The sequence below is a fragment of the Brenneria izbisi genome (genome assembly GCF_025840185.1).
Lineage (GTDB): Bacteria > Pseudomonadota > Gammaproteobacteria > Enterobacterales > Enterobacteriaceae > Brenneria > Brenneria izbisi.
Window position 1 is genome coordinate 17,887 of the sequence record NZ_JAMPJU010000020.1, and the last position, 13,313, is coordinate 31,199.

Consider the following 13,313-nt stretch of genomic DNA (forward strand, 5'->3'; position numbering starts at 1 on the left):
CCAAAAAAATTTCAGGAAGAAATTTTTAACGTTGCGAAGCAACGGCCCTTGGGTGGCGGCCAGGGATGGTAAGCCATAAAAAATTTCAGGAAGAAATTTTTAACGTTGCGAAACCACAGCCAGTCTAGTTTCAAGGGAATATTTAGACTTTGCCATAAAAAACTGCACCTTACTAAGTTGGGTGTCCAACTTTTGGGGTGCAGTCCAGTCAGGGTCGGGGCTTTTAGTTATTCACCGCTTAACCTACGGTTAATCCAACATCGGGAATAAATGACTTACTCGTCGTCACTGTTACCGAAACCGGCGTTCAACAGTTCAGCCAGGTTAGCAGACGCTTCATCTGCGCTCACCTGAGGTACAACAGGCGTCTCGCCTGCCTGACGACGACGCATACGATCCTGATGATACGCATAACCTGTACCCGCCGGGATCAGACGACCAACGATAACGTTCTCTTTCAGGCCACGCAATTCATCACGTTTACCGGCAACCGCCGCTTCCGTGAGAACACGAGTGGTTTCCTGGAACGATGCCGCGGAAATGAAGGACTCAGTCGCCAAAGATGCCTTGGTGATACCCAGCAGATCGCGGCTGTAAGTTGCCGTGATCTTGCCATCCGCTTCCAACTGACGGTTGGCAATCTTGACGCGGGAGACTTCCGCCTGCTCGCCTTCCAGGAACTCCGTGCCGCCCGCGTTAACGATGGTGCCTTTACGCAACATCTGACGAACGATAACTTCGATATGTTTATCGTTAATCTTAACGCCTTGCAGACGGTAAACTTCCTGAACTTCGTTGGTGATGTAACGCGTTACCGCATGGACGCCACGCAGACGCAGGATATCATGCGGCGATTCCGGTCCATCGGAAACCACGTCGCCACGTTCGACACGCTCGCCTTCAAACACGTTAAGCTGACGCCATTTCGGAATCATCTCTTCGTAAGGTTCGCTGCCATCCAACGGCGTAATCACCAGACGACGCTTGCCTTTGGTCTCTTTACCGAACGAGATAACCCCGCTGATCTCAGCCAGGATCGCCGGCTCTTTCGGACGACGCGCTTCAAACAGGTCGGCAACACGCGGCAGACCACCGGTAATATCCTTGGTACCGCCGGATTCCTGAGGAATACGCGCCAGGGTATCACCCGCACTGATCTTCACGCCGTCTTCCAACTGAACAATCGCCTTACCCGGCAGGAAATACTGAGCAGGCATATCGGTGCCTGGGATCAATACATCCTCACCTTTGTCATCAACGATTTTCAGCGCCGGACGCAGGTCTTTACCGCTACCGGTACGCTCCGCGCTATCCAGAACCACAATAGAAGACAAACCGGTCAGTTCATCGGTCTGACGAGTAATGGTCTGCCCGTCAATCATATCCGTAAAGCGAATGCTACCGCTCACTTCGGAAATAACCGGCATGGTATGCGGATCCCAGTTCGCAACGGTATCGCCACCGTTAACGTCTGAGCCATCACCCTTCGCCATCACCGCACCATAAGGCACTTTGTAGCTTTCTTTGGTACGACCAAATTCGTCGATCAACTTCAGTTCGGTATTACGTGAAGTAATCACCAGTTTACCGTTGCTGTTAACCACGAACTTGGCGTTGTTCAGTTTCAGGCTACCTTTGTTTTTCACCTGAATGCTGGACTCCGCCGCCGCACGCGATGCCGCGCCACCGATGTGGAAGGTACGCATGGTCAACTGTGTACCCGGTTCACCGATAGACTGCGCCGCGATAACACCGATGGCTTCACCTTTGTTAATCAGGTGACCACGAGCCAGGTCGCGACCATAACACTTGGCGCACACGCCGAAGTCGGTTTCACAGCTTACGACGGAACGGACTTTTACCGCATCAACGGAATTTTCTTCCAACATGTCACACCACTGCTCATTCAGCAGGGTATTACGTGGAACCAGAATGTCCGCCGTACCCGGTTTGATGACGTCTTCAGCCGTCACACGGCCCAGGACGCGCTCACGCAGCGGCTCTTTAACATCACCGCCCTCAATAACCGGCGTCATCATGATACCTTCATGCGTACCACAATCGTCCTCGGTCACCACCAGATCCTGCGCCACGTCAACCAGACGACGCGTCAGATAACCGGAGTTCGCGGTTTTCAGCGCGGTATCCGCCAGACCTTTACGTGCGCCGTGGGTCGAGATGAAGTACTGGAGTACGTTCAAACCTTCACGGAAGTTAGCGGTAATCGGCGTTTCGATGATGGAGCCATCCGGCTTCGCCATCAGACCACGCATCCCCGCCAACTGACGAATCTGTGCTGCGGAACCACGCGCACCGGAGTCGGCCATCATAAAGATGCTATTGAAAGAAACCTGCTGCTCAACCACGCCATCACGGTTAACCACATCCTCAACGGACAGGTTTTCCATCATCGCCTTGGCAACACGCTCATTCGCCGCCGCCCAGATATCGATAACTTTGTTATAGCGCTCGCCGACCGTAACCAGACCGGACTGGAACTGCTCCTGGATCTCAGCGACTTCGGTTTCCGCTTCTTCGATAATCTCGGCTTTTTTCGCCGGGATAACCATGTCATCGATACCAACGGAGGCGCCAGAACGCGCAGCGTAAGCAAAACCGGTGTACATGATCTGGTCAGCGAAGATAACCGTCGGCTTCAAACCTAAAATGCGATAACAGGTGTTAAGCATTTTGGAAATCGCTTTTTTACCCAAAGGCTGGTTCACGATCGAGTACGGCAGACCCTTAGGCACAATCATCCACAGGATGGCGCGGCCGATAGTCGTATCAATAATCGTCGTCTGATGCGTTGACTCGCCTTCGATGTTCTTGATCTCTTCCGTGATACGCACTTTGACGCGCGCATGCAGAGAAGCCAGGCCAGCGCGGTAAACGCGTTCAGCTTCTTTCGGCCCGGTCAGCACCATGCCTTCGCCTTTGGCGTTAACACAGTCGCGCGTCATGTAATACAGACCCAACACCACGTCCTGGGAAGGAACGATGATAGGCTCGCCGTTCGCCGGTGACAGGATGTTGTTGGTCGACATCATCAACGCACGCGCTTCCAACTGGGCTTCCAGCGTCAACGGTACGTGTACAGCCATCTGGTCGCCGTCGAAGTCAGCGTTATACGCCGCACACACCAGCGGGTGAAGCTGAATCGCCTTACCTTCGATCAGAACCGGCTCAAATGCCTGGATACCCAAACGGTGCAGAGTGGGCGCACGGTTCAACAGTACCGGGTGTTCGCGGATCACTTCGTCCAGGATATCCCATACCACGGCTTCTTCGCGCTCAACCATTTTCTTGGCGGCTTTGATGGTGGTGGCAAGACCACGCAGTTCCAGCTTGCCGTAGATGAACGGTTTGAACAGTTCCAGCGCCATTTTCTTCGGCAGGCCGCATTGATGCAGACGCAGGTACGGACCAACGGTGATAACGGAACGACCGGAGTAGTCGACACGTTTACCCAGCAGGTTCTGACGGAAACGCCCCTGCTTACCTTTGATCATGTCAGCCAGCGATTTCAGCGGACGCTTGTTGGAACCGGTGATGGCACGACCGCGACGACCGTTATCCAGCAAGGCGTCGACCGCTTCCTGCAACATACGTTTTTCGTTACGCACGATGATATCTGGCGCAGCCAGATCCAGCAGACGTTTCAGACGGTTGTTACGGTTAATCACGCGGCGATACAGATCGTTCAGATCGCTGGTTGCGAAACGACCGCCATCCAGCGGAACCAACGGACGCAGATCCGGCGGCAGAACCGGCAGCACGGTCAGGATCATCCACTCAGGTTTGTTGCCGGACTGAACGAACGCCTCTAACAGTTTGATCCGTTTGGTCAGCTTTTTGCGCTTAGTTTCGGAGTTGGTTTCATTCAACTCTTCGCGCAGTTGCTCGCACTCCTGCTCCAGATCCATGTTTTTCAACAGGGCCTGGATTGCTTCGGCGCCCATCTTGGCATCGAACTCGTCGCCAAACTCTTCCAACGCGTCCAGATACTGCTCTTCAGTCAGGATCTGACGGCGTTCCAGGTTGGTCATACCGCCTTCAATCACCACATAGGATTCGAAATACAGTACGCGTTCAATATCACGCAGCGGCATGTCCAGCAGCAAACCGATACGAGACGGCAGCGATTTCAGGAACCAAATATGCGCGGTCGGAGAAGCCAGTTCAATGTGGCCCATACGCTCACGGCGTACTTTGGTCTGGGTCACTTCGACGCCGCACTTCTCACAAATCACACCGCGGTGTTTCAGACGCTTATACTTACCGCACAAGCATTCATAGTCTTTCACCGGCCCAAAGATACGGGCGCAGAAAAGGCCGTCACGTTCAGGTTTGAACGTACGATAGTTAATGGTTTCTGGCTTTTTCACTTCACCAAAAGACCACGAACGGATCATGTCTGGCGAAGCCAGAGCAATTTTAATCGCATCAAACTCTTCGGTTTTAGTTTGCGCTTTCAGAAACTTTAATAAGTCTTTCACAGATTGGCTCCTGTCGGAGTTAGACTTGTCAGGCGCCTGAACTATACCGTTAAAAACAACGTTCAGACGCCCCTATGACGAATACCAGCGAACAACGGGCTGGGATTACTCTTCTTCCAGCTCGATGTTGATACCCAGCGAGCGGATTTCTTTCAACAATACGTTGAAGGATTCCGGCATGCCTGGCTCCATCTGATGATTGCCATCCACGATGTTCTTATACATCTTGGTACGGCCATTCACGTCATCAGATTTAACGGTCAACATTTCCTGCAAGGTATAAGCTGCACCATAAGCTTCCAGCGCCCACACTTCCATCTCACCGAAGCGTTGACCACCGAACTGCGCCTTACCACCCAGCGGCTGCTGAGTAACCAGACTGTAAGAACCGGTGGAACGGGCATGCATCTTATCGTCAACCAGGTGGTTCAGTTTCAGCATGTACATGTAGCCCACGGTGACCTGACGTTCAAATTGCTCACCGGTACGTCCATCGTACAGAGTAATCTGACCGGAGGTCGGGATACCGCCCATCTGCAACAGTTCCTTGATTTCTTTCTCTTTTGCACCATCGAATACCGGCGTTGCAATCGGCATGCCTTTCTTCAGGTTTTCTGCCAGACGCATGACTTCTTCGTCTGAGAAAGTGCTCAGGTCGACTTTTTGACGCACATCATCGCCCAGATCATAGGCTTTCTGGATGAATTCGCGCAGTTTGGTCACTTCTTCGTGCTGCTTGAGCATGGCGTTAATTTTGTCGCCAATACCTTTCGCCGCCATACCCAGGTGGGTTTCCAGAATCTGACCGATGTTCATACGCGAAGGTACGCCCAGCGGGTTCAGAACGATATCGACCGGCACGCCGTTCTCATCGTAAGGCATGTCCTCGATCGGGTTGATCTTGGAGATAACACCCTTGTTCCCGTGACGACCCGCCATCTTGTCGCCCGGTTGAATCTGACGTTTGACAGCCAGATAAACCTTGACGATTTTCAGCACGCCCGGCGCCAGATCATCACCCTGCGTGATTTTACGGCGCTTGGCTTCGAGTTTTTTCTCAAACTCGTGCTTCAGTTCGTCGTACTGTTCGGCCAACTGCTCCAACTGATTCTGTTTCTCTTCATCAGTCAGGCCCAGTTCCAACCAGCGCTCACGCGGCAGTTTGTCCAGTTTGTCGGCTTCCACGCCGCCGGAAACCAGCACAGCGTGAATACGGGCAAACAGACCGGCTTCCAGAATTTGCAGTTCTTCAGTCAGGTCTTTCTTCGCCTGCTTCAACTGCATTTCTTCGATTTCCAACGCACGTTTGTCTTTTTCCACGCCATCGCGGGTAAAGACCTGTACGTCGATAACCGTACCGGAAACACCGTTCGGCACGCGCAGAGAGGAGTCTTTAACATCAGACGCTTTCTCACCGAAGATCGCACGCAACAACTTCTCTTCCGGCGTCAGTTGAGTTTCACCTTTTGGCGTTACCTTACCGACCAGAATGTCGCCGCCGGTCACTTCCGCGCCGATATAAACGATACCGGACTCATCCAGCTTGGAAAGCGCCGCTTCACCCACGTTCGGGATATCCGCAGTAATTTCCTCAGGCCCCAGTTTGGTATCGCGAGATACGCAAGCCAGTTCCTGGATATGGATGGTGGTAAAGCGATCTTCCTGAACCACGCGCTCGGACACGAGGATGGAGTCTTCGAAGTTGTAACCATTCCACGGCATGAACGCCACGCGCATATTCTGACCCAGCGCCAGTTCACCGAGATCGGTGGACGGACCATCAGCCAGCACGTCGCCGCGCTCAACCGGTTCGCCCAGCGACACGCACGGCATCTGGCTGATGCAGGTGTTCTGGTTGGAACGGGTATATTTCGTCAGGTTATAGATGTCGATCCCGGCTTCGCCCGGATACATCTCATCGTCATTGACGCGAATCACGATACGTGAAGCATCAACGTACTGTACCGTACCACCGCGTTTCGCCACAGCGGTTACGCCGGAGTCAACCGCCACGGCGCGTTCCATCCCGGTTCCCACCAGCGGCTTATCAGCGCGCAGAGTAGGCACAGCCTGACGTTGCATGTTCGCACCCATCAGGGCACGGTTGGCGTCATCGTGCTCCAGGAACGGGATCAGCGAAGCACCCACAGAAACGACCTGCTGGGTGGAAACGTCCATATATTCAACCTGATCGCGGCTGAACAAGCTGGACTCGCCTTTATTACGACAGGTAACCAGTTCGTCAATGAAACGGCCTTCTTCGTCCAGATTGGTGTTAGCCTGTGCGATAACGAAGTTGCCTTCCTCAATCGCCGACAGATAATGAATTTCATCCGTCACCACGTTGTCACGCACACGACGATACGGGGTTTCCAGGAAACCGTATTCGTTGGTTTGTGCATAAACAGACAAGGAGTTGATCAAACCGATATTCGGACCTTCCGGCGTTTCGATAGGACATACGCGACCGTAGTGCGTCGGGTGTACGTCTCGAACTTCAAAGCCGGCGCGTTCACGGGTCAAACCACCTGGGCCGAGAGCAGAGATACGGCGTTTATGCGTAATCTCCGACAGCGGGTTGTTCTGATCCATAAACTGCGACAACTGACTTGAACCGAAGAATTCTTTTACCGCCGCCGAAATCGGCTTGGCATTAATCATGTCTTGCGGCATCAGCGTATCGAGATCGCCCAGAGAAAGACGCTCTTTCACTGCACGCTCCACACGAACCAGACCAACGCGGAACTGATTTTCCGCCATTTCGCCTACAGAACGAATACGGCGGTTGCCGAGGTGGTCGATATCATCCACTTCGCCTTTACCGTTACGGATATCAATGAGCTTCTTCATCACTTCAATGATGTCTTCTTTGCTCAGAATACCCGAACCTTCAATCTCTTCGCGCAACAGAGAACGGTTGAACTTCATACGCCCAACCGCAGACAAGTCATAGCGGTCTTCGGAGAAGAACAGATTCTCGAACAGCGTTTCCGCCGCTTCGCGCGTCGGCGGCTCGCCAGGACGCATCATGCGATAAATTTCAACCAATGAGCTCAGGCGATCAGTAGAGGGATCGACGCGCAAGGTTTCAGAAATATACGGACCGTGATCCAGATCGTTGGTGAACAGGGTTTCAATACGTTTGTGACCGGATTGGCTCAGTTTAGCCAGCAGATCCAGAGACAATTCCATATTGGCGGCACCGATCAATTCGCCAGTGCTTTCATCGATATAATCTTTGGAAAGCACTTTGCCAACGATGTATTCAACCGGAACTTCAATACTCTCAATACCGTCTGTCTCTAACTGACGGATATGACGCGCGGTAATACGGCGGCCTTTTTCAATGTAGACCTTGCCGTTTGCTTCAATATCAAAAGAAGCGGTTTCACCACGCAGACGCTCAGGGACCAGATCCATCTGCAATTTATTGCCATTGATTTCGTAGACAATTTTATCGAAGAAAAGATCAAGGATCTGTTCGGTGGAGAAGCCCAAAGCGCGCAGAATAATGGTCGCAGGCAATTTGCGGCGACGGTCGATGCGGACAAACAGGTTATCTTTCGGATCGAACTCAAAATCCAACCAGGAACCACGGTAAGGAATAATACGCGCGTTATACAGCACCTTACCTGAAGAGTGGGTTTTGCCTTTGTCGCTATCGAAGAAGACACCCGGACTACGGTGCAACTGAGAAACGATAACACGCTCAGTCCCGTTAATCACAAAGGTACCGTTGTCAGTCATGAGCGGAATTTCGCCCATATAGACTTCTTGTTCTTTAATGTCTTTAACGGTGCCTTCAGGCGCTTCACGCTCGTATATCACCAGGCGCAATTTTACGCGCAGCGGCGCAGAAAATGTCACGCCACGGATCTGACATTCTTTAACGTCAAATACCGGCTCGCCCAGGCGATAGCTAACGTATTGCAGCTCTGAATTGCCGCTATAGCTTTGTATGGGGAAAACAGAACGGAATGCAGCTTCCAGACCGTACTGACCTTCCGGATCTTGCTCGATAAACTTCTGGAACGAGTCAAGCTGGATAGAAAGGAGATAAGGTATGTCCAAAACCTGCGGACGTTTACCAAAATCCTTACGAATGCGTTTTTTCTCGGTATAGGAGTAAACCATGGGGTTCCTCAGCTAGCTGACAAGTCGAACCACTCTGTCCGTCCTAACAAGGACAGTTCATGCAACACTATTTATGTTGGTCGGAAAATGAAGAACTTTCCGTAATACGTCTTTCTATTACTCTTAAACCATTTCATTGCTCTTGCCCAGGCAGGAAACCCACGCAGGAAAGCAGTATATTAAGTCGTCAATAGAAAAAAATATTGGGTAAAATCAATGGATAAACAGTGTGAAACGCCATTGATGCCCTACAGCGCAAAAAGGCTGGTGACTAAAAAGTCACCAGCCATCAGCCTGATAAATCAGGCTGCAATCTGAAAGATTGGCTTATTTAACTTCAACTTCTGCGCCAGCTTCTTCCAGAGCTTTCTTCAGAGCTTCAGCGTCATCTTTGCTGATGCCTTCTTTCAAAGCTGCCGGAGCGGATTCAACCAGATCTTTGGCTTCTTTCAGGCCCAGACCAGTTGCGCCACGAACGGCCTTGATTACAGCAACTTTGTTAGCGCCGATAGCTTTCAGCACAACGTCGAACTCAGTTTTTTCTTCAGCAGCTTCAACCGGGCCAGCAGCAACAGCGACAGCGGCAGCAGCAGAAACACCGAATTTTTCTTCCATAGCGGAAACCAGTTCAACAACATCCATTACAGACATGGCTGCTACTGCTTCCAGAATTTGATCTTTAGTGATAGACATAACAATTGTTCCTAAGAATCAGAAATAGTTTATACGTTAGCAAATGCGTTAGAGAAAAAAGCGCTATTAAGCAGCTTCTTTCTGATCGCGTACAGCAGCCAGAGTGCGGACCAGTTTGCCTGCGGCAGCTTCTTTCATGGTCGACATCAGACGTGCCAATGCTTCTTCGTAAGTCGGCAGCGTTGCCAGACGGTCAATTTGAGCCGCCGGGATCAGCTCACCTTCAAAGGCTGCAGCTTTAACCTCAAATTTTGCATTCGCTTTCGCGAATTCTTTGAACAGACGAGCAGCAGCGCCCGGATGTTCTAAAGAGTATGCAATCAGGGTCGGACCAACAAACGTGTCTTTCAGGCATTCAAAAGAAGTACCTTCAACAGCACGGCGCAGCAGGGTGTTGCGAACAACACGCATGTAAACGCCAGCTTCACGACCTGCTTTACGCAGTTCAGTCATTTTATCTACGGTAACGCCACGGGAATCCGCAACAACCGCAGACAGCGCACCTTTGGCTACTTCGTTGACTTCAGCAACAATCGCTTGTTTGTCTTGAAGATTTAATGCCATTAGCTTTTGCTCCTGGATTTAGCCGGAGGAAATCTCCGGAACTCACTTCACTTACCGCCAAAACGGAGATAAGCGTTGAAACACGGTGAGCAGAATCCAGCAAAGACTATTCTTTAACTATTCTTTATCTTATATAAAGAAAGAAAAAAGGTTCTTCAGGCTCTGTCACCGTCTACGCAGGAAAATTAAGTTTCAAATGAAACACCTGCGGTCTTGGACGGAGGCCTGGATAGGCCAGGCTCCAACCGAAAATTCTTCTTTCGTTCCGCTAACGGAACAACGGGCGTAAGATTATAGGCAAATCCCACACCCGAGTAAAGCGCAAAAAACGGTTAGACCGCAACGGCGTTCAGACCACTCTGGTCAACCGCAACACCCGCACCCATGGTGGTAGACAGGCTGACTTTCTTGATGTACACGCCTTTCGCCTGAGAAGGTTTCGCTTTTTTCAGCGCAACCAGCAGAGCTTCCAGGTTTTCTTTCAATTTATCAGAATCGAAATCAACCTTACCGATAGTGGTATGGATGATACCGTTCTTGTCGTTGCGGTAACGCACCTGACCTGCTTTGGCGTTTTTAACCGCTTCAGCGACGTTAGGGGTTACAGTGCCGACTTTTGGGTTCGGCATCAGGCCGCGCGGCCCCAGAACCTGACCTAATTGGCCAACAACGCGCATTGCATCAGGGGAAGCAATAACAACGTCAAAACCCATTTCGCCTTTCTTAATCTGATCAGCCAAATCTTCCATACCCACGAACTCAGCGCCTGCCGCTTTAGCAGCTTCAGCGTTTGCGCCCTGAGTGAAGACGGCTACGCGAACAGAACGACCGGTGCCGTGAGGCAGAACGGTGGCGCCACGAACATTTTGGTCAGATTTACGCGCATCAATGCCGAGGTTCACAGCAACGTCTACGCTTTCTACAAATTTAGCAGTGGCCAGCTCTTTGAGCAGAGCAACGGCTTCGTTGATGTCATACTGTTTAGTTGCATCAACTTTTTCACGGATCACGCGCATGCGCTTGGTCAGCTTAGCCATTTATCAATCCTCCACTACCAGGCCCATGGACCGAGCGGTACCTGCAATAGAACGCGCCATAGCGTCTACGTCAGCACCAGTCATGTCCGCAGCTTTGGTTTCTGCGATTTCACGAACCTGAGCACTCGTTACTTTACCTACTTTGTCTTTGTTCGGCTTGCCGGAACCAGACTTGATACCCGCCGCTTTCTTCAGCAGAACGGCCGCCGGAGGCGTTTTGGTAACAAAGGTGAAAGAACGGTCAGAGTAAACGGTAATAACAACCGGAATCGGCAGACCTTTCTCAATGCTTTCAGTTTTAGCATTGAACGCCTTACAGAATTCCATGATGTTTACACCTTGCTGACCCAGAGCCGGACCTACCGGTGGGCTCGGGTTAGCCATACCAGCCGCAACTTGCAGCTTGACATAGGCTTGTACTTTCTTGGCCATTTAAACATTCCTCGAATGGGTAATAACGCCTCGTAAAAGGCTCCCCGTGATTTTATTACGTTTCATTCAGGCGCCATCGGCCACCTGAAAAACAAAAGGCGCGAAATTATAGATTAACTTCGCGCCAGAGGCAAGCCGCTATCAAAGTAGCAGGGGTAGATAAATCAGCCTTTTTCGACTTGGCTGAAATCCAGTTCCACAGGGGTTGCGCGACCAAAGATAGACACCGACACTTTCAGGCGGCTCTTCTCATAATCCACTTCTTCAACCACGCCATTAAAGTCGGCAAACGGGCCATCATTGACACGCACCATTTCACCTGGTTCGAACAACGTTTTCGGACGCGGTTTATCACCTACCTGCTGGAGACGATTCATAATCGCATCCACTTCCTTATCGCTAATCGGCGCGGGACGATCGGAAGTTCCACCGATGAACCCCATGACACGAGGAACACTGCGGACCAGATGCCAACTGGCATCCTCCATCACCATCTGCACTAATACATAGCCGGGGAAGAATTTACGTTCGCTCTTGCGACGCTGGCCACCACGGATTTCAACCACTTCTTCGGTTGGCACCATGACTTCACCAAACAGATCTTCCATATTATGGAGCTTGATGTGCTCACGCAGCGACTGGGCTACGCGGCCTTCAAAACCGGAAAACGCCTGAACGACGTACCAGCGCTTTTTTGGGGCTTCAGACATCTTAGAACCTCAGGCCAGTGATAAACGAGACCAAACGGACCAGAATGCCATCCAGCCCCCACAGAATCAGTGACATCACGGCAGTAACCGCGGCAACGATTAACGTGGTATGCAACGTTTCCTGGCGAGTCGGCCAAATCACTTTGCGCACTTCGGTACGCGCTTCACGAGCAAACGTTACTGTTGCTTTACCTTTCGTGGTCAGCAGCGCCACACCGCCGGCGGCAGCGATCAGGACAACAACAGCTAATGCGCGCAAGGGCAGACTAAATTCGCGGTAGTAATAGTTGCCGACAATCGCAACTACCAGCAGAACAGCAACTACCAACCATTTAATCGCTTCCAGGCCACGCCCGTTCCCCTGAGCTTCGGTATTCGCACTCATAAACCAACCTGTCACAATGATTCAGACAAATAACTTTACCCCGCAACGCAGGGCAAACCAAAACCGAAAGATGTTCTGTAAAACCAATAATTCGGTATTTACGCTGTATCTACAGAGCCTATCTCACCAATGATTATACCCCACAATCGCTGATGAGATAGGTTCTACTATGACAGCGTAGAAAAAGGGCATCAAATGATGCCCTTTTATCGCGTGTCGCGTCAAACGTTATCCGCGATTAAGCGATAACTTTAGCAACAACGCCCGCGCCAACGGTACGGCCGCCTTCACGGATGGCGAAACGCAGACCGTCGTCCATCGCGATCGGCGCAATCAGGTTTACCACCATCTTGATGTTGTCGCCCGGCATTACCATCTCTACGCCTTCCGGCAGTTCGATGGTTCCTGTCACGTCCGTTGTACGGAAGTAGAACTGCGGACGGTAGCCTTTGAAGAACGGCGTATGACGACCGCCTTCATCTTTGCTCAGGATATACACTTCTGATTCAAACTGCGTGTGCGGCTTGATTGAACCCGGCTTCGCCAATACCTGACCACGCTCTACGTCGTCACGCTTGGTGCCGCGCAACAGAACGCCCACGTTCTCACCCGCGCGACCTTCGTCCAGCAGTTTGCGGAACATTTCAACGCCGGTACAGGTGGTTTTCGTCGTGTCTTTGATGCCCACGATTTCAACTTCTTCACCCACTTTAACGATTCCGCGCTCTACACGACCCGTTACTACCGTACCACGACCGGAGATGGAGAATACGTCTTCAATTGGCAGCAGGAACGGCTTGTCAATCGCACGCTCTGGTTCCGGGATATAAGAATCCAGCGCTTCAGCCAGTTCGATGAT

9 protein-coding genes are annotated in these 13,313 nt (G+C 51.5%); all 9 read right to left on the minus strand.

Annotated elements, in window-relative coordinates; all coding sequences use genetic code 11:
- Positions 1-275: 275 nt before the first annotated feature.
- On the minus strand, positions 276-4,499 hold the full coding sequence (rpoC, locus tag NC856_RS16930; RefSeq protein ID WP_264091621.1) for a DNA-directed RNA polymerase subunit beta': 4,224 nt from the start codon (positions 4,497-4,499) through the stop codon (positions 276-278).
- 105 nt (positions 4,500-4,604) lie between these two features.
- Positions 4,605-8,633 carry a DNA-directed RNA polymerase subunit beta gene (rpoB, locus tag NC856_RS16935; RefSeq protein WP_264091622.1) on the minus strand — a complete coding sequence of 1,343 codons (4,029 nt, stop codon included), beginning with the start codon at positions 8,631-8,633 and terminating at the stop codon, positions 4,605-4,607.
- A 327-nt stretch (positions 8,634-8,960) separates the two neighbouring features.
- A complete protein-coding gene (gene rplL, locus NC856_RS16940) occupies positions 8,961-9,326 on the minus strand; it encodes a 50S ribosomal protein L7/L12 (RefSeq protein WP_016191418.1) in 366 nt (121 codons plus the stop codon).
- A 66-nt stretch (positions 9,327-9,392) separates the two neighbouring features.
- On the minus strand, positions 9,393-9,890 hold the full coding sequence (gene rplJ, locus NC856_RS16945) for a 50S ribosomal protein L10 (protein ID WP_264091623.1): 498 nt from the start codon (positions 9,888-9,890) through the stop codon (positions 9,393-9,395).
- Between the two features lie 332 nt (positions 9,891-10,222).
- Positions 10,223-10,927, minus strand: coding sequence for a 50S ribosomal protein L1 (rplA, locus tag NC856_RS16950; RefSeq protein WP_109491413.1), 705 nt, complete (start codon positions 10,925-10,927; stop codon positions 10,223-10,225).
- 3 nt (positions 10,928-10,930) lie between these two features.
- The gene (gene rplK / locus NC856_RS16955; protein ID WP_109491412.1) at positions 10,931-11,359 is read right to left on the minus strand and encodes a 50S ribosomal protein L11; all 429 of its coding nucleotides are present in this window, start codon (positions 11,357-11,359) and stop codon (positions 10,931-10,933) included.
- Between the two features lie 164 nt (positions 11,360-11,523).
- Positions 11,524-12,069 carry a transcription termination/antitermination protein NusG gene (nusG, locus tag NC856_RS16960; RefSeq protein ID WP_048636588.1) on the minus strand — a complete coding sequence of 182 codons (546 nt, stop codon included), beginning with the start codon at positions 12,067-12,069 and terminating at the stop codon, positions 11,524-11,526.
- 1 nt (position 12,070) lies between these two features.
- Positions 12,071-12,454, minus strand: coding sequence for a preprotein translocase subunit SecE (secE, locus tag NC856_RS16965; RefSeq protein ID WP_264091624.1), 384 nt, complete (start codon positions 12,452-12,454; stop codon positions 12,071-12,073).
- Between the two features lie 238 nt (positions 12,455-12,692).
- The coding region (locus tag NC856_RS16970) for an EF-Tu C-terminal domain-related protein (protein ID WP_264091625.1) at positions 12,693-13,313 on the minus strand (621 nt) is incomplete at its 5' end.